The sequence below is a fragment of the Pantoea sp. Fr+CA_20 genome, from assembly GCF_024520835.1.
Lineage (GTDB): Bacteria > Pseudomonadota > Gammaproteobacteria > Enterobacterales > Enterobacteriaceae > Pantoea > Pantoea allii.
This window is the reverse complement of sequence record NZ_JALNPN010000025.1, coordinates 29,053-51,533: the sequence shown is the minus strand read 5'-3', so window position 1 is coordinate 51,533 and position 22,481 is coordinate 29,053. Positions and strand designations below refer to the sequence as shown.

The 22,481-nt window shown below is 49.5% G+C and carries 16 protein-coding genes and 2 pseudogenes; 11 read left to right on the top strand and 7 right to left on the bottom strand.

Annotated features, from left to right (window positions below):
- The first annotated feature begins 341 nt into the window (after positions 1-341).
- A complete protein-coding gene (locus NR177_RS21385) occupies positions 342-2,279 on the top strand; it encodes a methyl-accepting chemotaxis protein (RefSeq protein ID WP_256853598.1) in 1,938 nt (645 codons plus the stop codon).
- Positions 2,280-2,855: 576 nt separating this feature from the next.
- On the opposite strand, the gene NR177_RS21380 is transcribed toward NR177_RS21385, so the two are convergent.
- Positions 2,856-3,830, bottom strand: a complete 975-nt coding sequence (locus tag NR177_RS21380) for an IS110 family transposase (protein ID WP_256853597.1) — start codon at positions 3,828-3,830, stop codon at positions 2,856-2,858.
- A gap of 483 nt (positions 3,831-4,313) precedes the next feature.
- On the opposite strand from NR177_RS21380, the gene NR177_RS21375 reads away from it, so the two are divergent.
- Both NR177_RS21375 and NR177_RS21370 read left to right on the top strand, forming a co-directional pair.
- Positions 4,314-5,858, top strand: a complete 1,545-nt coding sequence (locus tag NR177_RS21375; RefSeq protein ID WP_256853596.1) for a methyl-accepting chemotaxis protein — start codon at positions 4,314-4,316, stop codon at positions 5,856-5,858.
- Positions 5,851-6,180 (top strand): hypothetical protein, encoded by a 330-nt coding sequence (locus NR177_RS21370; protein ID WP_116585159.1) that lies wholly within the window; start codon positions 5,851-5,853, stop codon positions 6,178-6,180. The genes NR177_RS21375 and NR177_RS21370 overlap by 8 nt, the downstream gene beginning before the upstream one ends.
- A gap of 497 nt (positions 6,181-6,677) precedes the next feature.
- Here NR177_RS21370 and NR177_RS21365 read toward each other — a convergent pair whose 3' ends face one another.
- On the bottom strand, positions 6,678-6,920 hold the full coding sequence (locus NR177_RS21365; RefSeq protein ID WP_116585160.1) for an XRE family transcriptional regulator: 243 nt from the start codon (positions 6,918-6,920) through the stop codon (positions 6,678-6,680).
- Between the two features lie 424 nt (positions 6,921-7,344).
- Here NR177_RS21365 and umuD point away from each other — a divergent pair, with 424 nt between their 5' ends.
- The 7 genes and pseudogenes from umuD to umuC all read left to right on the top strand — a co-directional run.
- Entirely contained in the window at positions 7,345-7,794 is a 450-nt protein-coding gene (umuD, locus tag NR177_RS21360) for a translesion error-prone DNA polymerase V autoproteolytic subunit (protein ID WP_110287057.1), read from the top strand.
- A gap of 8 nt (positions 7,795-7,802) precedes the next feature.
- Positions 7,803-8,030: pseudogene (locus NR177_RS21355) on the top strand (DNA polymerase V subunit UmuC); the annotation flags it as partial.
- 73 nt (positions 8,031-8,103) lie between these two features.
- A complete protein-coding gene (locus NR177_RS21350) occupies positions 8,104-9,087 on the top strand; it encodes a site-specific integrase (RefSeq protein ID WP_256853595.1) in 984 nt (327 codons plus the stop codon).
- Between the two features lies 1 nt (position 9,088).
- Positions 9,089-11,200: a tyrosine-type recombinase/integrase gene (locus tag NR177_RS21345; protein WP_256853594.1), complete on the top strand. Its 2,112-nt coding sequence runs from the start codon at positions 9,089-9,091 to the stop codon at positions 11,198-11,200.
- A 276-nt stretch (positions 11,201-11,476) separates the two neighbouring features.
- Complete coding sequence (locus NR177_RS21340; RefSeq protein ID WP_256853593.1) at positions 11,477-12,124, top strand: hypothetical protein; 648 nt, start codon at positions 11,477-11,479, stop codon at positions 12,122-12,124.
- On the top strand, positions 12,121-13,344 hold the full coding sequence (locus tag NR177_RS21335; RefSeq protein ID WP_256853592.1) for an XRE family transcriptional regulator: 1,224 nt from the start codon (positions 12,121-12,123) through the stop codon (positions 13,342-13,344). The genes NR177_RS21340 and NR177_RS21335 overlap by 4 nt, the downstream gene beginning before the upstream one ends.
- 219 nt (positions 13,345-13,563) lie before the next feature.
- Positions 13,564-14,619 (top strand): annotated as a pseudogene (umuC, locus tag NR177_RS21330) (translesion error-prone DNA polymerase V subunit UmuC); the annotation flags it as partial.
- Here umuC and NR177_RS21325 read toward each other — a convergent pair.
- The 5 genes from NR177_RS21325 to NR177_RS21305 all read right to left on the bottom strand — a co-directional run bounded on the left by NR177_RS21325 (position 14,620) and on the right by NR177_RS21305 (position 20,572).
- Positions 14,620-15,159, bottom strand: a complete 540-nt coding sequence (locus NR177_RS21325) for a hypothetical protein (RefSeq protein ID WP_256853591.1) — start codon at positions 15,157-15,159, stop codon at positions 14,620-14,622.
- An 830-nt stretch (positions 15,160-15,989) separates the two neighbouring features.
- Entirely contained in the window at positions 15,990-17,105 is a 1,116-nt protein-coding gene (locus tag NR177_RS21320; protein WP_256853590.1) for a ParB/RepB/Spo0J family partition protein, read from the bottom strand.
- Complete coding sequence (locus NR177_RS21315; RefSeq protein WP_256853589.1) at positions 17,105-17,968, bottom strand: ParA family protein; 864 nt, start codon at positions 17,966-17,968, stop codon at positions 17,105-17,107. Before NR177_RS21315 ends, NR177_RS21320 begins: the two co-directional genes overlap by 1 nt.
- A 273-nt stretch (positions 17,969-18,241) precedes the next feature.
- Positions 18,242-19,579: a hypothetical protein gene (locus NR177_RS21310; RefSeq protein WP_306278068.1), complete on the bottom strand. Its 1,338-nt coding sequence runs from the start codon at positions 19,577-19,579 to the stop codon at positions 18,242-18,244.
- Positions 19,580-19,720: 141 nt separating this feature from the next.
- Positions 19,721-20,572, bottom strand: a complete 852-nt coding sequence (locus NR177_RS21305; protein ID WP_256853587.1) for a hypothetical protein — start codon at positions 20,570-20,572, stop codon at positions 19,721-19,723.
- 555 nt (positions 20,573-21,127) lie between these two features.
- On the opposite strand from NR177_RS21305, the gene NR177_RS21300 reads away from it, so the two are divergent.
- Positions 21,128-22,444, top strand: a complete 1,317-nt coding sequence (locus NR177_RS21300) for a hypothetical protein (RefSeq protein ID WP_256853586.1) — start codon at positions 21,128-21,130, stop codon at positions 22,442-22,444.
- Positions 22,445-22,481 lie beyond the last annotated feature (37 nt).

Below are 22,481 nucleotides of genomic sequence, written 5' to 3'. Positions count from 1 at the left end.
CCGCACTCCACGCTGAATTATCAGACGCCGTCTGAATTTGCAGCGAGCTGGAGAAAGGGTAATTCTGAGAGTGAAGGTACCGACATTACTAACTGACGGTTGTATCTAATCCCGGGGGCAGGTCAACTAATGCCGCTGCGAACAGAACTTCATCCCGAGAAAAAATGATTATTTAGCTTAAGTGCTTTGTTTAGCGTTACTAAAAGTTTATTCCGTAAAGCAGTAAATCAACAATGCGGTATAAAGTTAATGAAGGAATAACCGATAAAAAGGTTAAGGTGCTTTGCAAATGTATCTTTTGTAATTGTCACTATAACGAATTAATTCACCAGGAATTATAAATGAATAAGATTCTTAACAATATAAGTCTTACCGCCAAATTTGCCATTCTGGGCCTGTTTTCCCTTGTCCTGTTCTCAGTTCCTACCATGCTTTTTGTTTCCGAAGGTAATAAATACATTCAGGATAAGCAAAGGGAGGTAACAGGTGTACCCGTAGAAAATAAGATTTTAGCCCTACTCAATTTGATACAGCGCCATCGTGCAGAAACCGCCCTTGCCATTGCAACTAAAAATCCAGCAACACCGTCCCGCGTTCAGGTCAGAGATGAAATTGAAAACATTACTGACGTTATTACTAAAGATATGGCCAAGACAGAAGGCAGCGCTGCCATAATCAGCAAAATTAATGATGTGCGCACACAGTGGAGCCAGCTACAGCAGAGAATCGATTCTTCACAACTGACTCTGACAGCCAGTCTTGATGCGCATGCCCTCCTCATTCGCAACCTTTTGAACGCGAACCGTGATGTGCTGGATTTTTACGGCCTTTCTCTCGATTCAGATATCAACACGTACCGTTTAATTACGAGTAATTTTTCATCATTGCCTGAATTGACCGAAAGCCTTGGGAAAATACGTGCATTCGGCACTTCCCTTCTTGCCCGAAATGAAAGCATAAGTGAAGCAGACTCTGTCCGTATGGAGTCTTTAATCAGTAATGGTTCGTATAACCTGAATTTATTTGTTCAGGATTCTGAAAAACTATTTTTATCTGATAACACACTTAAGCAAAAGTTCAGTGCAGATGCAGATGCAGCCGTTCAGGAGGCAAACAGTGCTCTCAAAACCGCTGAGGCGATTTTTATTAACCGGAGCATGACGAATCAAAACCCGAAGGACTATGCAGCGCTCTTTACGCACGCTATTAACAAATTCAGCGACTACGCCATTGGTGGAGGTAATGAGCTGAGTGAAATACTGAATGCGCAGATTAAGGAACACCGATATGCACAATATGCACTACTGACCGTTCTTGTTTTTATCGTCCTGTTGGCAGTAATTTTCGCTCTGGTTATCATTCGCTCCGTTACCAGACCTGTCAGTGCAGCATCAAAGCTGGCGCTTGAAGTCGCAGGTGGTGACCTTACGTCAACATTTACGGTGACAGGACGTAATGAAACTGCCGGGCTGCTCAAGGCATTACTGCAAATGAGTCAGCGACTTACACTTACGGTTGAAAACATCAAAAGCAACGCTGTCACTATTGCTACCTCATCTGAAGAAATTGCTCGCGGAAATGGTGATCTTTCTGCGCGAACTGAACAACAGGCAGCCTCTCTGGCTGAGACTGCGGCCAGTATGGAGCAGTTATCGTCAATTATCGGCAATAATGCAGATAACACGCGCCATGCTGCTGAAATGGCCAACTCCGCTACCAGTGCGGCCTTAAGAGGCGGTGAGGCGATGGAGTCAGTGCTGGCTTCAATGGAAAAAATAAGCAACAGTGCGGGGCAGATTAAAGAAATCATCTCCGTTATTGACGGGATAGCGTTTCAGACTAATATTCTTGCTTTAAACGCAGCCGTTGAAGCTGCCCGGGCAGGTGAGCACGGCAAGGGCTTTGCTGTTGTTGCATCTGAAGTCAGGGCACTCGCACAGCGATCGGCTGGAGCGGCGAAGGAGATCAAAGGACTGATTGAGCAGTCAGTTGAGCATGCCGAACAGGGAATTTCGATGGCCCTGGATGCCGGTGAAAAAGTTAAGCAAAGCGTGGAAGCTATTGAGCAAACATCTCAATTAGTCAGAGAGATTTCATCTTCTTCTGAAGAACAAAGTGCGGGCATATCTCAGATAAATATTGCGGTGACACAGATGGATCAGGTTACGCAGCAGAATGCCGTACTGGTTGAAGAGTCTGCATCATCTGCTGATGAACTTGCAAGCCGGGCCGCAAGCCTGAGGGATGCTGTCAGCGTATTCCGCACAAACGCTGTATAATTGGTTCAAATACTTTAGTTGTGTGCCATTTAATGCGGCAACATTTTTACAAAACTTCTTCTGTATTTGCATTTGATAAGCCATCTTGAGGGATGGCTTATCTCCTTTAAAACCATGATAAAGTTATACTGTTGCAATTAAAGGCCCGGTGGACTAATTGAACGCCTGTTGAAATATTTGGCATTACCCCCCAACTGCCCATATGAGCTACGCTCATAACATCCGTAATGCAACCTGCGACGCGTTCCTCTTTATAGTTGTTTCTATTGCGGATGGCCTTCATAATTCCTCTCGTGCCGGACGGCGCGTTACACCTTCCCCCTGGGGCGCTGTTCTGCACTCGCGCCATCCGGCCATTCAGTCAAATCTCTTACTACGCAGTTTCATCAATCAGACTTCAAATTTAAAAATGGCGATATGCAGCAAATCATTAGAGGCGGGGTTAGCTGCATAGAGGCGCTGGCCTGCTCTCGGTAAACTAACATTCCATGATGCAAGCAACGTCCGCTTTTGGCACAAAGCGGACATGAGTCCCCGACCTAACATTAGATGCAACTATCGGTTGATAGTGTCACTTTAATGTACGCAAGACTTCTGAATTAAGATCGCCTGCCCTACGGTCTTTTTTTCTCCATCACGGACTATTGCATTTATGATTGTTATCAGCTTTCGCATACATGCCGTTATGGCAACCTTGAAAACCTTTCCTCTGGCGATCAGATTTTCATAAAAAGCCTTAATTTCCGGGTTATAACGTATAGCCGAAAGTACAGCCATATACAGCATTGAACGGATATCAGATCGGCCCTCCCATATAGTCCTCTTCCCCCTGAAATTACCACTATCCCGCGAATAAGGGCAAAGCCCTATGAGGGCACTGATTTTGCGGCGATCAAGCGTTCCCAGTTCAGGCACCTGAGTAAGTAATCCTGCCATCACAACCGGCCCTACCCCTTTAACTTCCCTTAGCAATTTCACTTTTTCTTTCAGCATGGGCATTTTACCGATTCTTTCAGCGAGGACTGCATCGATGCGCTTGATTTCTGATGTCAGCCAATGAATATGACGTCGTATGTCGGACTTGATTTCCTGATCTGTCTGCGCTTCGAGACGATTCGTTTCCATCGTGCGACTGGCAACAAGCTGACGACGGCGGCTCGCCATTGCTTTAAGCCTCAAGAGCTCACTGTCACACTTTTGTCTGACCGGCGGCTCCATACGCACGCCGTACTCGTGAATAACTTTGGCATCCTGAATGTCAGTTTTTGATCTAATTCCCATAGCCCGGCTGAAGTTCTTTATCAGGCGGGGGTTAACCACAGCAACGGCAAAACCATTGAGTTCCAGTACATCTACAAGTGCTCTGTGGTAGTTACCCGTTGCTTCAATAACAAAAAGACTGATCTGTTGTTTTCTCACTGAATCCAGATTCAACAGTTCATCAAAACCTTTCGCTGAGTTTTCAAAATGAAAGGTGTCTGAGTTGTCACTGATACACACATCAAAGCTCTTCTTGGCTATATCAATACCTATGACAGTTTTCATGTTCATTTCAGTTCTCCCGGTCTTGCAAAATTCGGGCTGGTATTAACCGCCCAGGCAGTTGTTCGGGCTGCTTATGAAAAGAATGCTGCGCGGTCCGGCTCACCCTCGGGCTTCAAAACCCAGCAGGACGGTCGTGCTGCAGCATCGTGTAGCCAGTCTAAACGGGCTTTATGAACATACAAGCAGGACGAGCGCCAGCGGCACTTGACTGCGCAGCGGCCCGGCTAACGTGAAGGCACGGTGCAGGCCCCGAAAAAAGAGAAAGAGAGAAATGCGTCAGAGGGAAACGGTGAAGTCCGGCGTCAGGCGAAGCCGCCACGCCGCTTAAAAGCGGAGCGCAGCGACGGCCGCAAAAAGCGGTGATTAACGGCCGTTAACTGATAAGAAAAATTTGCCAATAAAGACATAGAACCCGTGATACCGCGTGCCGATAGTAACCTGTGGTTAGCAAACACAAACACAGCAGATAACTTTAAAAAGAGAACGTTTATGAAAATTTCCACCCGCCTTGTCGCAGGTTTTGGCCTGCTCATTATCCTGCTCACGCTGTGCACCGGCACGGCACTGCAGGCGCTTCATCATGCCCGTGAGGGCATGGACGACACTGTTAACCGTAAAATGAAGAAATATCAGCTCGCTCAGGCGATGTTCGGTGAAAACAGGGACATCGCCATTACGGTCAGGAACATTATCCTGTTCAGTGATCCGGCGCTGATGAAGCCTGAAGTTGAGCGCATCAACAAACAGAAAGCCCTGTTTATCGCCAACCGGCAGGCCCTGGCCGACATCATGAAGACCGATTCGACTCCTGCTGGCCGGGAAGCTTACAGACGTATCACCGACGCCGAAGGCCCAACCTTTGCAGCCGTGGATAAAGGCCTTCAGCTCGGGCTGGCCAACCTTGACAAGCAGGCAGCGGATTACCTCATCCGGGAGTTACGCCCGGTTCAGGGTAAGCTTCTCGCGGCCCTTAAAGATATGGCCGAGATACAGGAGCGTAACAGTCAGATTGCGGTGGAGCAGAACAGTACCGCCACCGACCGCGCCTCGCTCATCCTGATGTTGCTGACGGGCACCTCCGTCCTTGTGGCGGCGGGCGCCTGCTTTGTGGTCATCCGGATACTGATGCGCCAGCTGGGCGGCGAACCCGCGCAGGCGCAGGCGCTGGCCGCAACCATCGCAGCCGGTGACCTGACGTCACCCGTAACGCTTCGCCGAAACGACACAACCAGCCTGCTTGCCTCCCTCGGTACTATGCAGGCCAGCCTGCGCGGCCTGGTGACGCAGATTAAAGAGACCGCCGCCTCGGTCGCGCTGGCCGCCGACGAAATTGCGCAGGGCAACACCGAGCTGTCCTCCCGGACCGAAGAGCAGGCAGCCGCGCTGCAGGAAACGGCCGCCAGCATGGAGCAGCTCACCGCCACGGTGAAAAGCAACACGGCCGGTGCACAGCAGACCGCAGAGTCCGCCCGCGAGACCGCGCGGACGGTGGATGGCGACAAGGAAAAGGTGCGCGACATGACCGAGACCATGCACAGCATCCAGGAAAGTGCCCTTAAGGTCCGGGACATCACGTCGGTGATTGAAGGCATCGCATTCCAGACCAATATTCTGGCGCTCAACGCCGCGGTGGAGGCAGCACGTGCCGGTGAAGAGGGCCGCGGTTTTGCCGTGGTGGCCGGCGAGGTCCGTACGCTGGCGCAGCGCAGCGCCACGGCCGCGAAGGACATCAAGGCGCTGATTGAACAGGCCGTCGCTCAGGTGGAAAGCGGCGTGGAGGTCGCGTCGGGGACCGGACAGAGCATCCTGAAGATTGTCGGCATGGTCGGCGAACTGGCCGACTCCATGGACACGATTGCCCTGGCCTCGTCGGAGCAGATGCAGGGGATTTCCCAGGTGAGCGTGGCCGTGAGTCAGATGGACGGCGTGACGCAGAACAACGCGGCGCTGGTCGAGGAGTCCTCATCGGCCTCACGCTCGCTGTCTGAGCAGGCGCACGCGCTGAGAGGTATGGTGGAGGCATTCCGTGTCTGATGATGACCAGCCACATCCTGATGAGAAACTGATGAAGGCCGTCAGGTCGATGAAAGCGGATCTGGACGCGATTTACACGCAGCTGAGGGACGGAACCTATGCTGACCCGGATACTTTCGTCAACAACTGGGCGCATCTGATAGACCGGGTCAACAAAATGACGCCGGTACTCAGTGAGCCCGGCGTCATGGAGGTGCTGCTGCGCACGGACGTGATGGCTGCGGCAGAGCTGCTGGCCATGACGCATGCCGTAGGCATCATTGAGAACTTTATGCGGTGCCTGGAGCATCAGACCACAGAGAGAAGCCTCAAACCGCGATAAAGTCTGACCTCACCTGACAGTAGAATGTCACAAAGCGCGGGTTTACTGTGTGTCGCTGTGATGTGTTCGTTGTCAGAAAGATGTCCTCGCCTCCGGGCAGGCCCGTCGCCTTCGTGCTGACGGGCTTTTTTTTGCGCATATCACTTTCCCGGCTCTCTGCTGGCAGGCTGAATACCCGCGCCATGCCTGGGCGAAAAAAAACCGCCCTGCTCAGAGGGCGGCAAATCATCAGACTTCAAGTGGGTTACTCTGCCTGTGGCAGAGGGGGTTATTCTGTCGACTGCCCCGCCCGTCTGCAAGCGTGAGCAATGAGCTTTTTAACTGAACACGTAACTTCAGTCAGCACCTGCCCTGCCGTTATACAGGTGCTCACAAAGTGAAACAGGATGCTTACAGAGATGAACAAAAAGGTGGCTACGCTTTCTTTCGCTGCATACCGTCGTGTCAGCTAAAGATGGCTGTTTTTGACTTATTTTGCCCGGCATACCGGGCTTTTTTTAGCTGTCGTGACTGAGCTTCCTGAGTTCCGACATCGCCTGCCGGACCAGCCAGAAACCGGGCGAATAAAACACGCGGCCCAGCTTTTCCGCCAACGCAGGCGTCACCGTCATCACATCCCTGAGAATGAGGCGGACCTCATGCTCCCGCAGCCCGGAACGCCGGCAAAATTTGTCCACGCTCATGTCGTATTCACCCAGCAGGGACGCCAGAAAACGGCCCACTGATTCATGCTCATCCATACAAGCTTCCTTCGTCCGTGATTTTCACCCGAGCATAAAACATGCACCTGCCCTGTTCAACGTTCACACAGCCAGATAATACCGCCCTTAAAACGTGAGCAGGCAACGCTCGCCGCAGAACACGGCTGAGGCGTACCGCAGCGGAGCGAGGAACGAACAGCCGTGTCGGGGAAGCGTCATTTCACTTATGTCAGCAACGACTGCTTACGCGCTCCCCTGACTGAAACTACCTGACAAAAAAATTATTAGCCTGCTCAGTAAGATAAGCGTCCCCTGAATTGCCTGGCGTCCGGTTCCCCTTGCCATGCGACTCCGGCTCAATAATACTGTTTTTATATACAGCATTATTTAAGGGGGAATTTATCATGTCAGAATCATTCACTGCCGCACCGGCTTCAGGCCATTCAGTCCGGAGAGCGGCGCCATGAAAGCAACATCCTCCCGGGGCGGGCTGACAGTATTCAGGCCTGCCGACATCCGTCCCGTGATGCGCATCCCGCTGTTTGTTGAGCGCTGCGCCGCCGGGTTCCCCTCCCCTGCCACCGACTACGTCGAGGCAGAGCTGGACCTGAACGAGCTCTGCATCACCCACCGGGCCGCCACGTTTTTCGTGCGCGCCAGCGGCAGCAGCATGGAAGACCTGGGGCTGTACGACGGCGACGTGATGGTCGTCGATCGCGCAAAGGAAGCCACGCACGGTGACATCGTCATCGCAGAGGTGGGCGGGGAGTTCACCGTCAAGCGCCTGCAGCTGCAGCCACAGATTGCGCTGCGCCCGATGAACCCGGCCTATCCGGTAATATACCCCGAGGAGCTGCAACTGCTGGGCGTGGTCACCTGGTTTTTCCACAATACCGAGGCGCGCCGGAGGTAACCATGCCGATGTTTGGTCTGGCTGACGTCAACAGCTTCTACGCGTCCTGTGAGGCCCTGTTCAGGCCTGATTTGCGGGGAAAACCTGTCGTCGTCCTTTCGAACAACGATGGCTGCGTCATAGCAAGAAGCAAAGGAGCCAAAGCCCTGGGCATAAAAATGGGGACGCCGTGGTTCCAGATAAAGACGCTGGATTTCCCGGAAAAAGTGCATGTCTTCAGTTCAAATTATGCGTTATAGTATGTTAAGTGGAATGCAACATTAGCTGAGTAAACTTTGAGCAGCAACACTGCTGACAGAGGTGAACGCAATGCTGATTCCTCCGAATGAACATGTCCTGTTGCTCGCAGAGCGCTGGCTGAAACTCTTATCCGATCTGGGGCGGGCGCAGGCTACGCTCACGGCCTACCGCAGTGCCCTCCATCATTATTTTGCATTCTGCAGCCAGCGCAGTATCGAACCTGAAAAAGCCCGGTTTGAAGACTTAGCAGCCTATATCAGTCCTCAGCTACCCGGTATGCCTTTTCCCGCGGCCAGCGCCACGCTTCAACTTCGCCTGTCTGCGATCCGTCTCTGGTATGACTTTCTCGTGTACTTGGACCTGTGCACGGTAAATCCGTTACCCCGCTCCGGCACGCCCGGCATGCTGAATTCAGGCCGGGGGCTGGTCCCACGCGTTGTAAAACTGCCACGTATTCCTGACGATGCGCAGTGGCAGTCTTTTCTTTTCCATGCCGCCGATTCTCCGCTCCGCGACCGCCTGATGCTGGCCTTAACCTATTACGGGGCGCTGCGGCGGTCGGAGGTAACCTCGCTGAGTATCGAAGACTTCGATTTTGCACACCGTCTCATTCGCATTCGGGCAGAAACCACGAAGAGCCAGCGTGAACGGATTGTCTGTTACAGCCCGGCAATAGTACCCGTACTTACGGCACACCTTATGCAGATAAAGCGCACCGGAATAGCACGGGGGGCTCTGTTCCGTTCTCAGTCCGATCGTAATCAGGGCGCGCCGCTTTCGTTTTGGACATGGAGCAAAACGGTACGAAAATGGGCATTGGAGACCGGGATGCCGGATATCTCAACGCACACTTTCCGGCACTTGCGGTTGACGCACCTGGCGCGCGCAGGCTGGAAGCTGCACGAGCTTGCGACCTATGCGGGACACCGCGATCCGGTGACCACCCAGATTTATATTCACCTGTCGGGTCGGGATCTTGCTGCCAGGATGGCCGGGGCCATTGAAACGGCAGACAGCCGAATGGCTAACCTTATTTTCAGCAGAGGAAAATAATATGGAACCGTCTAAACAACCTGAGAATGTGTGGGTCCCCTTCGACCTTTCCGTGTACAGGCTTGATATTTCACTGACAATGGCTGAAAAAACGGAGCTGAGTACCCATGTTGGTCGGGGCCATATGTTACGTATGAGACCCGTACCGAATATCATCAGACCGCTGTATGACATAGCCACAGACAGTGGTACCAGCAAGGAAGTCTCTGCTCTGGTCATACTGAATATTCTGAGAGAAATACATTTGTCCGGCATGCCTTGCTGGCAGTGGCCACAAATACGCTGGCAAACACTGTGCCAAAACACTACACAAGGCCGTCCCTTGATGGCAGCATTTGCCTGGCATCTGGCTGGTCTGCATGACACGCTCAGTCTTCCTGATATCCGGAAGCCGGCACTTTATGCATGTGCAATTTTCGGAAAAACCATTTACTTCAGGGAACTGCGTCGGCTGACTGACATTTTAAAGTCGCTGGGCTATGCACCCGGCAGCCAGAACACGCATATGTCAGGAATTCTGGCCACGCTAATGATCGTAAACAGGGATCCGCGGCTTGAGACATTTACGCCGGAACTGCTGTGGCAGGTTCAGACCAGCATAGCGGCACGGACTTCCCGGTATGTCGGGCGGGTTTCACACGGGCTCGCCGCGCTGGGGATTATCAGCGCACCGCTTAGAATGCGTAATTATACGAAATGGTACGATAAACCGGTGGAAGGAATCGATCCGGCTTGGGTGAACTGGTGCCGGCGCTGGCGAGAAACATCTGTGCTCAGGCCTCGCACCCGCGAAAACCAGTACAGCTTTATTTTGCGTTGCGGCCTGTGGCTGGCAGAGGCCCATCCGGAAGTGAGGGAGCCCGCGGACTGGACCATGGAAATCTGTGCAAGCTTTATCGCGGCGGTAGGCCGGATGAACGTGGATGAACTTCAACTGGGTACGGAAAGAGGTGTCCGGAAGTCAGCACGTTCCGGCGAGCCCATGATGCCTCACTCTCGTGCAAATTTTATTTACTCTATCCGTCGCTTTATGAACGACTATGAGAACTGGGGGTGGGGGCGTCTACGTTTCAGCCCTGCACGTCACCTCTCCACACCGGATACTCCTCTTTTCCGGCGCGGCGTCAATCCCCGGGTTATCGACGATCCGGTCTGGCTGAAGCTGATATGGGCCAGCCTTAATCTGCGTCAGGAAGACCTGCTCACTGAAATACATTACCCGCTGGCCATGCTACAGGCTATGGCTGTAATCTGGACCCATGCTGGGCTCAGGAAGGGTGAACTGCTCCGGCTGACCACTGGATGTATCACACCGCAGGCTGAAGATATTGTGAAAGAAGACGGCAGCATCATCCCGGCCAGTACCCTGTGCTATCTGAATATCCCTGCTGGTAAAACTTCTAAAGCCTTTGTTAAACCAGTCGCGGCCGTCGTGAAAAAGTATGTCGATATCTGGCTGGCCGAACGCCCGGTAGAACAGGCGATGCTTGCCGACGAGCGCACCGGCGAAAAAGTGCGGTTTCTGTTTCAGTACCGCGGTAAACCTGCCGGTGGTGCCATTCTAAACCGTACGCTGATTCCGATGCTGTGTGCAAGAGCAGGCGTTCCTACAGAAGACAGCTACGGAGTGATAACCAGCCACCGCGGACGGGCCTCAGCAGTGACCGCACTGGCCAGCGTACCCCAAGGAATGTCGCTGTACGAACTGATGCAGTGGACGGGGCATTCCACGCCTCAGTCCACCATGCATTATCTGCGTATCCGACCGACTCAGCTGGCTGCCTCGTTCGTCAAAGCAGACAGAGTCGCCCACATGATTAGCGTGCTGGTTGATCACGATCCTGAAGCTGCCAGCCTCACCGGACCCGCGACATATTATGATTTAGGCGATTCGTACTGTACTAACCCTTTCTGGAGCAGCTGTCCGCATAGAATGGCCTGTATCGGCTGCGACTTTAATCTGCTGAAAGACAGCGCGCGCGGACTCTTACTGGAGAGTAAAGCATCCATCAAGCGTTATCTAGAAGAGGTTCCGCTAACCCCCGATGAGAAAGCCATAGTCGAACAGGATACCGAAAAACTTGACCGGGCCCTTAATAAGATCAACAGATAAAGCATAGGGGATAAGATGGGAGCCTATGCGCATCAAACAGATATCGTTATTCCTTTACATTTCTACACGTTACAAGATTAAGTCTATTCCCTCATCTGGTGAATCGCCGTCCATTTAATGAGCGGTATTTTCTGTTCTCCGCAGAGTCAGAGGAATGGCGTTCGCACCCTGATTAACATACGGCACACCTCTTAAAGGAAATTTTTTAAGATAAAAACGTAGACACGCGAAAAAATAAAGATGTAAAATCGCGACTATCAGTGACAGTGATAGGAAATGGTCGTGAAAAAATCAAAAGTGGCAGATCTTATCGTCAAGCATGTCCCAAAACAACTTCTCATGGCCCTTTCTGACGCGATTTATGCGGCGTCAAAGCGTTCATTTGATTCCGCAAAAAAGAAGAATCAAGGTCATAGAGCGACAGCCCTAGGACTTGAGCGCTATCTGAATTTGAATGAAACTATTCATGAGGTATTTGAAGCAAATGGTTGTAATCCCGGTAAGTTGTCGGGCAACCGAATAGTTGAAGGTCATTGTGGTATCTTCACTATTGCTCGTGAAAGTTATAGCGATAATCAGTGGAAAAAACTTTTTCGCAGCAAACGTAAGCAAGCACTTATCGCTGAGAACGTTTATTTGGAAAAAGTAGTACAACCGGATTTATTCTCCGAAGCTTCTGATATACCTAGAGCCACACTATTCATAGTATGTCGATTTTCTGGTTCGCTGGAGTCACAGCCCGAAGCCCCTGTTTCAATAGAGCTAGTTGTTCCAAGTTCTGACCGGAAGAACTGGGTTTTTCATGAACCAATTGAACTTTTTCTAACCCGATATGATGTTGTTCCGTCTCAAGAAGATAATGCGTTCCCTGGATTGAGAAAAGGCGTTATCAAAGGTGACGGCACAAAGGATGATGATGTATGAGCCGAGGAATTACTGAATTCCAACCTGACAGATTAGCTCAAGTTTTAGCCGCCAGACGACTATCACAAACTCAACTGGCAACTATGATTGGCGTATCTCCTGCGACTATCAGCAAATGGCGCTCTGGGCTTCAGGCTCCTGAGTCAGAAGCTTTAGAGCGCCTCGCCTCCGTCGTCAACGTTACTCCTGAATGGTTTACACGCCCACCATTGCCGGGGATGTCGAAGCCCTTGTTCAGGAGTAATGCTTCTGCCCATGTAGCAGCCCGAGCTATGCTGGAGATCCGTATTCAGTGGGCTAATGAACTTGTTACTAAGCTCGCTGAATTTGTTGAACTGCCAAAATTAAAATTACCACACCGTACTTTTACCAATATTGACGAGATAAGTGATCCTGATATCGAAGATGCTGCTAATGAATGCCGCGCTTTGTGGAACCTTGGTACAAAGGAGATCCCCGACCTTGCTTTAGCTGCAGAGAGTAACGGCATCATCCTTGTTAGAGAAGAGACTGGAGTCGCTCAAATTGAAGGGCTTTCTGCCTGGAGTGATACTTTAGGAGTTCCTTTTATTCTGCTTTCCTCGGATAAAGGCAATGCATTCCGTAGCAGATTCGATCTTGCGCATGAGATTGGGCACCTGATTCTTCACAGGTATGTTGGCAATGAGCTTGAGTCAGAACGTTACAAACTAAAAGAAAGCCAAGCTCATAAATTTGCCGGAGCTTTATTACTACCTGCTGAGACATTTGCCGAGGAAATCAGGACCCCTGTCACATTAGACAGCCTGCTTTTAACTAAACAGAGATATGGGGTTTCTGTTGCAGCAAGCATAATGCGTTTGCACGCACTGAGCATTATTACTGATGATGAGAAGCAAAACCTCTACAAACGCCGTTCAGCACGCTGGGGGGTTAAGTCAGAACCCGGAGATGATTATCGTGCCCCTGAAAAACCACGTCTATTGAAACGTACAATAGAATTATTGTCTTCTTCGGGGATCATCTCTGTTGAAGGAATGGCTGCTTTTGCGGGATTATCGGCTATTGATGTTGAAATGTTAGCTGGTTTACCTGAGGGCTATCTGTCCGGTAAGAAAGCAGCGGTAGTACATTTGGCTAGATTGAAATCTATGTTAGCCGAAAAGCGTGAAGAGCAAGTGGGCAGTCACAGTGGTAACTTGGTACATTTTCCAAAATCTCCAAAGCGTTCAGGCTCTTAATACTCACATAGCCATGTGTTAATTAGGCATGGCTTCACATCAGGATTAATAAATTGGTTTTTCGCATTTTAATCAAAAACATAGTTCTATGCCCTTCCAGTTCCAGCTTTTATTAATTTTCAAATCACCTCAGTAGAGCTGCTCAATGGACGCAAAATAAATATTCGCTTTTTGCTGATAGCTGCCAGAACTTCTTTACTAGCAACTCTAGAAATTCCATTCCACATAAATCATAGCCTTAGCCAGCGTGTGATGTCTGCTCTGGAGGATATGACGCCAAAAGTGGAGCAGTATTCTATCGATGAAATGTTCCTCGACCTGACCGGCATCGATGGCTGTGAAGACTTTGAGCACTTCGGGCACCGGCTGCGTGCCCATGTTCTGGCCAGAACCGGACTGACCATCGGGATCGGCAGTGCCCCCAGTAAAACTTTAGCAAAATCAGCCCAGTGGGCCTCCAAAGAGTGGCCACAGTTTAAGGGCGTACTGGCGCTGACGCCCGGAAACCCGAAGTGGACCGAGGCGCTGCTGATGCGCCAGCCTGTCGAGGAAATCTGGGGCGTTGGCAGACGTATCGGCAAAAAGCTGAACCTGCTCGGCATCACAAACGCGCTCGAGCTGGCACGCACGCACCCCGCCTTCATCCGGAAGAACTTTTCGGTGGTGCTGGAAAGGACGGTGCGGGAGCTGAACGGCGAGGCGTGCATTCCCCTGGAGGAGATGCCGCCGGCAAAGCAGCAGATTGTCTGCAGCCGCAGTTTCGGTTCACGCATTACCACCAAAGTGGCCATGCAGCAGGCGCTCTGTCAGTACGCCACGCGCGCAGCCGAGAAGCTCCGTGGCGAACGCCAGTACTGCAGGCACATCAGCGTGTTTGTGCGGACGTCGCCGCATGCGGTCGGCGAGACGTTTTACGGCAACACGGCCGGGGAAAAACTCACCCTGCCCACGCAGGACACGCGCGACATCATCGGCGTGGCCATGCGCGCGCTGGACCGTATCTGGATTGATGGCCACAGGTACATGAAGGCCGGTGTCATGCTTGATGACTTCACGCCTCACGGCGTCAGCCAGCTCAACCTGTTTGACGACAACCGGCCACGGGCCAACAGCACGCAGCTGATGCAGGTACTCGACGGCATAAATCAGTCAGGTCTGGGACGAGTATGGTTTGCGGGTCAGGGAATTGATACCGAGTGGAAGATGAAGCGGGATATGCTGTCACCGGCGTGGACCACACGCTGGAGCGATATCCCTGTCGCACGAGTAATGTGATCAGATACGAAATGTATCATTCATGTCCGCGTTCTCGAGCAAATTATTAATTTTACTTTGCTCACTAATTATATTATCCACGAGTTTAAATTGATACCTCTCACGGGCATAACTGTTTGTATAATCTTTACCATCCATTCCATAGAATCGGGTGTTATATGGATTATTGTGAGACTGAGTAACGCGATCCAGTTCACCCAGATGTACTCGGAGAACTTCATAACTAGCCGAAATTTTAGTCTGTAACAAGTGGATTTCGGCAGTCCTTTTTGCAACCTGAAGCTGCTCTGCAGTTGCCACATCGTTTTGTTTTACCTCTTCCCTCTGTGCTAGATAGGTTTTGAGGACAAGCATGACGGTGACGAGAGAGATTATTGGATTCAGTAAGCCGCCAAAGTAATCGCCCAGAACCCCCCAGTCAGCAGGATTATCCGACAAGGAATAATGGGCGAAATGAATCGCATAGACGCCTATTGCAATTAGGCCTGTTAAGATGCACAAAGCTATACATCCAATGAACATCCAGTTTACCTTACGCACTTCTGTACTCCCTGTTGTCTTAATATCCAGGCTTAAAATTTCGCATGCGAAATTTAACGGCGATGTAATTCTCTGACGTGGTTAGTCAGAGCGTAGTGATGTCTGGCCCAACGCCCGCGTTTTGCTTCAGCATGAAGCTGCAGACCCGGACTCGAGGTAGTTGAATAAAGGATGTTTATAACCCCGGCATTACTCAGAAAAGATGCCACAGTCCTGATATTAGTACGCGTATAACCACTGTTTCTCTCAAACACGTCCAGAGACAGAGTGTCTTCCCCTGCATCGAGTGCATCCAACAGTGCAGAGATGAGCCGGGAAGCAAGTGAACGACGGCCTGATTCGTTTATAAGATGATCGAGCTCAGTAAATGTCATGGCTTACTCGCTATAGCTTTTTTCTCGTACGGTAGTGATGGTCTTCTTCGATGGCTGCAATTATCCACCCTGTGGCAACTTCACGTGAGATGCCCTCAGGCAAAGCAGCGCAAATGGATGCCCAGTCATTTTCAAGCCGGAGACGGATGTATAGGGCAGCGAAACCAGCCCATTCAGTTTCTGTCGCTGGTCTCCAGCCGCTTTTTATAAGCAGATCGAAAGCTGACAAAGCAGCCCACATTGGGGACACCTTTCGCTTACTCCATTCACTTAGAGCAGAGCCTGGCACCGCAGTCTCACGCGAGATTAGTCCGGCTTGGCAGGCATGTTCAGTAAGGAAAGCGGCTTTTTCAGCCGCTGTTCCTGTTGAACTTTTAGCCCAGATATTTATGACGCTTCCCCGGAACTTGCCTGCAAGCTCAGTGAATGGGGTGACGGGATACTTGCTCAATCGCTTTACCTTACACCCAGGAGCAGAATTTCGCTTGCAGGTACATGTATCTCGCCATCTATGGTTTTGATCCAGACCATGCCAAAATCGTCAGGAGATTTATCGAGCATCAAGTTGCATTCCTGCCCCTCGAACGAATAAACAGGAAGCAGGGCAGTTTTGGGCTTTGATTTTACTGGCTCGGGCCTGATTTCAGGATCGGCAGGAAAGGGAGGTATTGCTTCCTGAGAGGAACCATCATTATGACCGGTATCACCGCCTTCAAATTTCGCATGCGAAATCTCAGGACCTGTCAGGGTAGGTTCTGTCGGAACGCTTTTCTGACGCCCACGGAGCTCATCAAGTTTTCTCTTAACCAGAGCACGGGTAAGCGTCTGTCCCGCGTTCGCCTGGGTAATGAGCGCATCTGCAGCACTCTCATTCAATTCATTAAGCTGAATCAGCGAATAAATTAAATCAACGTCGGAAATCGCCTTGCTACGAAGCAGCTTCTTGATTTTATCGGGAGCAGATTCTATGCGCATGTGTTTGCTGACAAAAGCCGTTGGTTTTCCAACCGCTTTAGCTATCTGTTCCCCGGACATACCGAACGTTTCTTTCAGCTGGGCAAAACTGACAGCGGTGGCCAGAGGTTTAAGTCCGGATTGCTGAAGGTTCTCGATCAATTGGCCCAGAATTCGCTCTTTCTCGGTCTTAGGCGGCTTACCGATATAGATTTCAATGAACTCATCCCCACGCTTCTTCATAGAGCGTATGCGTGTTGCACCCAGCCAAACGCGGTAACCCTTTTTGTCTCTCGGGAAGCATCGAGCGGGCGAAAGTGTTCCAAAATCCTGCATAGAATCAACCATGCCGGAAATGATTTCGTCGTCAAAGTCTTCCTCAGGACGAACCTGCTCAAGTTCGTAAATTTCATCTGCCCTGACGCGAACTATCTGCCCTTCTGTTTCAAGTGAAGGGCGTGCGATTTCGGAACGAATTTGCAAGGCTTCAGTAGTACCTGTAGGCGCAGCAGCAGAACGGGTTGCCACACTCGCTGCAACCTCCGGCAGTACCTGATTAGGTGAAGTACTACCGACTTTCTTTTGCTGAAGTTTTTTCTGAAATTTACTGGAGGCCATTATTGCTTACCTCCAGTCAGCTCAACGATTCTTGCTGTCAGCTCCTGATATTGATGCGCAGGCTTACTGGCTGGCGCGTATTCTCTAATTGTCTGCCCCAGTTCAATTGCTTCTTTAGCAAGGTTTTTAACCCATGAGATGTACCCAAGAACCTTTTCCGGACCGTAGTTTTTTTCCGCCAGTATCTCAAAAAGCTGAGTTAAGTTGTGCGTTTCAACAGGGCTGAGGTAACCATCCAGTAAGCCCTTACTGTAGCTCTGCACTGATGCCTGAGTAACGTAAGCCCCAAGAAATTTCAGTTGGGGGTTGTAGTTCTTTTTGATCCTTTGCATGTATGAAAGCTGCTTACCAACGCCGATGCGAGACTGCTTTTCGAGGAGCGTCGGTATCATCAGATAGTCAGCCACGAGATGTGAAGCGATAAGCAAATTGCTGTAGTCAGGTGCAGAGTCAATGAAAATATAATCGTAGTCATAGCGCAACGCTTCCATTCGCTCTTTAAAATCAAAAATGCAGTCCTGAGGACGATAGTTGATCTCATTAAGCTCATTCGTTGAGCCGATGATATGACGACCATCAGGCAGTTCGTGAGGCTTTACCTCGGTATTAAGATAGAAGAGCTGATGGGCATTGGCTTCGCCAGGATTAAATGCATTTCCCATTGGGTCCTTGTCAATCGACAAGGGAAGTTCCTCAGGGAATGTTCTCTCTGTCAGACCTGAGGTAGCATCAAAATCAATCATGAGCGTTTTAAGCCCCGATTGTTGCATGTTGTAGGTTATTTCATTAGTTGACTGAGACTTTACTACACCGCCTTTCTGGTTACCGATGATGATAACCGTACCTGCACGTTTTGAACCCATCGCTTCATCCTCAAGATTTCGCATGCGAAATTTTTGTGATGGCTCGTCGCTGACTGGAATGGCCCTTAAGGACCGGAACTGACTAGCTCCTGAGAGTCTGGCGTTTCGCCCTGAATGTTAACCGGCTTTCCGGCAACACAAGCAGTATGCCAGGGCAGACATAAAGAATCAATATTGATTCTTTATGTTATCCGGATTTCGCATGCGAAATTAAGGTGATAGTCGGTAAAAGATTTCGCATGCGAAATTTTTAATCGGTGGAGCTCCATCTGCTTAGTCTTTCAGGTGCTGAAATTTTCCAAACAGGTGACGGCTAAATGATTTATCGGGTTCTTTAGGCCAGTTTTGCGGATCTGTTACTAACCCCCCTATCTGACGCATCCCTTTGTGCTGCTCTGATTTACGTTCACAATAATCTTCGTCCGTATAGCCCATAGTTTCGATTACAACAGCATGTTTTGCGCCTTCTGGCTCAACCACATTGATCAGAAAGTCAGGCAGGACATAGCCTATCTCGTCGTCAACGGTGACCTCAATATCGAAGAGTGGGCGCTCCAGTGACAGCCTGGGCGCTGAATCTTTTCTGGACAGCCACAGTGCTGATTCGAAAAGGCTGTCAAGCGTCTGCCGCTCAAGGTTACTGTCTACAGGAACGGGGCAGGTGCGACTGTATATGGCATGCGCGTAAGCTTCGCTGCAGATAACCTCACCAGTCGATGATCGTCTGTATGCCGCAATGACCAGGTATGGTGGACGAACGCCATCCTGCGATTCACCGTTAATGCTGACGCCTTTTTCAGGCGTGAAATGATATTTGTCACCTTTTATCTCATACACAGCTTCATCCCGGCTGACTTCATCAGCGACAAAGATCTGGTAGAAAATCCGGGCTTTTCTGGCAGGCCATCGCGAATCAGGCTTCTCCAGCTTAACCATATACGCTTCAAGCGCCTGCTTACTCATCCAGGGTTTGAAAAGAATAATCTCTGAAAGAGTACGGCTGCGCATAAATTCCTGTTTCTTAGTTACAGCCGTTAAAAGCCGAAGGGATTCAACGAGAGGACGTGTAGGTTTTGGATGTAAGCGATCAATTTTGTTAAATCCGGAATCATCTATAAGTGTCAGTAACACTCTGGCCAGACTGGTGCGCCGCTTACGTCGTGTTCTGTCAGGGCTGACAGTTGGTGATGCTCCTGCGGCGCGGATGGTTACGTCCGTGTCGTCTGCAGGAAGAAAATTGCGATAATTAACCCTGCTGCTGCCTGGTGATTTTCTGGTGCCGCTTCGCGTGGCACCTTCATCATCATCAGCTTTAAACTCACGATACATGGGGCAGGTAAGGGCATGTTCGTGGTTAAAACCCGAAAGGAAAAGCTTACGTGTATCTTCCCTCATCTTCGCACTGTTTAATGCCGGAGATTCTCCCGGGACGCAGCTGCACTGCAGCCATGCTTCTTTCTGGCGCATGGTGAGTATGATCGCCTCTGCAATGTGACGTCTTTCCGTCCTGCCTCTACCAAAAAAATCATGTACTGCTGACTCTTCCTCATCTGTCAGCTCACGGATAAGAGCACCCCGTGGTGCTTTCTTTCTTACAAGCATCATGCCCATAAAACCCCCGTAAAAAATAAAACCAGAAGATTTCGCATGCGAAATCTTCTTCTGGTGAATGGCCATTAGTAAAGGAGCATGCGGGTTATTCTGATTACACTGGGAGTTATAACTTCAGGATGCGTAGGCTGCAGTTTTTTGCTACTCGAGTTCTACTACAGGAAAGTGCTCATCCGCAGGGGCTACTGAATCCGAAAAGAGTTGTACTCCCTCCGGGGACTCAATCTGGGCAATGATTTCTTGGACACCAATATTCATAAGTTTTTCAACTAACGTCGGGCAGTTTTTTGGAAAATTAAGAGCTTTAGTATTGAACCGCGGCTTGAAGTGCCGAATCATCATAGCTTCAAAAGTCTCAATGATATCAGGGAAAGAGAGGAGTGGTGGCTCAAGGGGAGACGGACGATATAAAACAATGGATACGGTCTGCAAACTCTGTCGGCTGTTTTGCTCCGCTAATAACGTTTGTAGTTTATCATGTCCTTCACCCAGACGATCTTGAGCTTCACGTCCCTCAGCTTTGGCTATTCCAATATATTCTACGCGACAAGGAATGGGCGGATGGAGTTCTGCAAAGTTCAGAAGAAAAGACAGATCGCAGGGGAAAGCCTTCGTTCCTTCCCAGTCTCCAGTGAACCCGAAGCTATCTGGAAAGAGGCCAAAATTAACCGCACGTACATCCGTAAATTTAAACCTAGGCCAAAAGGTAATTGTCTTTTCTGTGATATCACCCGGAGTTAATTCAAATCGAACATTGGCCTTGAAGGAACTTGGACAAAGCTTACATACTGACTCCGGCACAATCATCACTCTCGAATGGGTTACTAAATGATAGATTTTGAAATCACCAAATTCTCCTTGCAATTGAAGAAGACGATCCTTGCTAAGGCTAATTTCTTTTACGCCATCCATCATGCCTGCAGGTTGTTCCAAATATTCTATAAACAATGGGTCAATAACTGTTGACGGACCTGACTCGAAGCTCAAAATCATTGGGATATCCATTTAGTTGAGTTTGTATTAATCTACAATATATTACGCAGTCCTGAAAATGATTATTTTGAAAAGGTTTATCATTTCAAACCATGGTATGTATACTTGCACCCTATGGTATTTGGTCACGCCCAGCGCTAACACCTTCCTGCAGAATTCGTTGAAGTCGAAATTATTTGTTCTATAAGGTTATGTAGCCTTCTCGGGTTAATACCTTACCGGTATCAGAATTAAGTCGTACCAGCGTGATGCGTAGTATGGCTATAACAATTACTAGCTGGCGTCATAATCTTAAATGGAAGTGGAGCAAGATAATGAGGCACTGCGCTGATTGAGTTGGCTAACGCGGGGAGAAACACAGATCAAACGAACTGACTTCAATCTTCCTCTTGATCCACCTGATTTGGAAAAATTTTTGGCATTAAGCACCACGAAGTAAGGAACGCAAAGTCGTTGATTACAAAAAATATAATTACTACAAAATATTGTATTTTTTACCCGCTATAGGTACTAAAAAGGTAAAATACTGCTTTAAGTATTTACGGGGTTAAAGGAATGTTTGAGGGCGTGGAATTTGATAGCGATGTGGTAGCTGGTCTGGAGTGGCTTGCCTCCACTCAAGCGGATAAAGGTAGTTTTTATCAACGCTTAGAAAAAGCTCAGCGCAGCTATATCTCTGCAACAAGTAAAACCACTAACTTTGGTAAACCATTCGATCCTTCCTGGCATGGTCCGGACGCTGTTGCAGGTTTTCTGTCACAAGCCAAGTCTCTGCTCGATAACCGCAGAGCATATGAAATATCTGTAGCTTCGCAGATTATTCCCTGGGTGAAGCGCCTTGGCCAGTGTGCCCGAATGTTGAAAACGATCGAAGGTGCTGAGGAACGCGCCCGAAGAATGCTCTCAAACAGTGGAGTTTCACCTGACACAGCGTTGTTTGAGTTAGTTCTGGCCGGGAACTATGCTCTCCATGGCTACCGGGTCGAATTTATACCGGAGCAAAAAGGTGTTAAGAAAACGCCGGAATTCAAATGCAGTATCAGTGAAGATGATTATTTCTTCGTCGAGTGTAAAAGGCTTCAGAAAGGTTCCTATGCCATACAGGAACTGGAATTACATAATCGCCGAGCCCATCTCGCTGAACTGCGTATCAACTCTAGAAAAATGAATATCTGGTTCGATGTAACCTACAATTGTGAAGTCAAAGATACTCCTGAAAATTATCTCATTAATCACCTTAATCAGTACACGGATTCGTTATATCAATGGCAGGATGAATACGGATGCGGGTTTATTAAACCTGCTGACTTTAGTAAGATAAAAAAGGACATCGCGGAAAAGGGCTCTTTACTGTTTAATATCAAACTGGCGCGTCTCATTAAGGGCTCCCAACTCGAAGATGAAAATTACAGCGTATTTGCTACTGGAAGAGCCGATGAACGGGATGGGCGATACATCACCCACGCAAAAAATGCCTCTCTTTTAACATGGCGATGTGTTAATGAAAAATCGTTTGAAGCCAGATCCAGACATATAACAAAAACGCTTTCAGAGATAGACGACCAGCTTTTTGGATATGGTCTGGGCGTAGGTCATATCGCCATGGATGTGGATGTTCAAAAAGATGTGGCGGACAAAAGAAGATCCAAAAATCATAATGCTGCTAAAAAATTTGCGAGCAAATCAGACATCGTTCGCCTCAATATTCATTATCTGGTTCCTCGTGTTGACGAGAAAAGCTCATGGTTAATAGACGAGACTGTTGACGATTTTTATACCCATGATTTGGTAAAAGAGATCATCCCTGTGATGCAGGCTTTTCCTGACGCAGTACTTTTAGATAACGGTTTACCTGGATGGCATCAGAAGTGAACATAAATTAACCCGCATCGTTTTTAATGCTGTGGCC

Bases quoted from the DNA above. Each gene is read 5' to 3' on its own strand.
- NR177_RS21385 (WP_256853598.1), top strand. From the start codon at position 342: ATGAATAAGATTCTTAACAATATAAGTCTTACCGCCAAATTTGCCATT.
- NR177_RS21380 (WP_256853597.1), bottom strand. From the start codon at position 3,830: ATGAACATGAAAACTGTCATAGGTATTGATATAGCCAAGAAGAGCTTT.
- NR177_RS21375 (WP_256853596.1), top strand. From the start codon at position 4,314: ATGAAAATTTCCACCCGCCTTGTCGCAGGTTTTGGCCTGCTCATTATC.
- NR177_RS21365 (WP_116585160.1), bottom strand. From the start codon at position 6,920: ATGGATGAGCATGAATCAGTGGGCCGTTTTCTGGCGTCCCTGCTGGGT.
- umuD (WP_110287057.1), top strand. From the start codon at position 7,345: ATGAAAGCAACATCCTCCCGGGGCGGGCTGACAGTATTCAGGCCTGCC.
- NR177_RS21350 (WP_256853595.1), top strand. From the start codon at position 8,104: ATGCTGATTCCTCCGAATGAACATGTCCTGTTGCTCGCAGAGCGCTGG.
- NR177_RS21345 (WP_256853594.1), top strand. From the start codon at position 9,089: ATGGAACCGTCTAAACAACCTGAGAATGTGTGGGTCCCCTTCGACCTT.
- NR177_RS21340 (WP_256853593.1), top strand. From the start codon at position 11,477: ATGGTCGTGAAAAAATCAAAAGTGGCAGATCTTATCGTCAAGCATGTC.
- NR177_RS21335 (WP_256853592.1), top strand. From the start codon at position 12,121: ATGAGCCGAGGAATTACTGAATTCCAACCTGACAGATTAGCTCAAGTT.
- NR177_RS21320 (WP_256853590.1), bottom strand. From the start codon at position 17,105: ATGGCCTCCAGTAAATTTCAGAAAAAACTTCAGCAAAAGAAAGTCGGT.
- NR177_RS21315 (WP_256853589.1), bottom strand. From the start codon at position 17,968: ATGGGTTCAAAACGTGCAGGTACGGTTATCATCATCGGTAACCAGAAA.
- NR177_RS21310 (WP_306278068.1), bottom strand. From the start codon at position 19,579: ATGGGCATGATGCTTGTAAGAAAGAAAGCACCACGGGGTGCTCTTATC.
- NR177_RS21305 (WP_256853587.1), bottom strand. From the start codon at position 20,572: ATGATTTTGAGCTTCGAGTCAGGTCCGTCAACAGTTATTGACCCATTG.
- NR177_RS21300 (WP_256853586.1), top strand. From the start codon at position 21,128: ATGTTTGAGGGCGTGGAATTTGATAGCGATGTGGTAGCTGGTCTGGAG.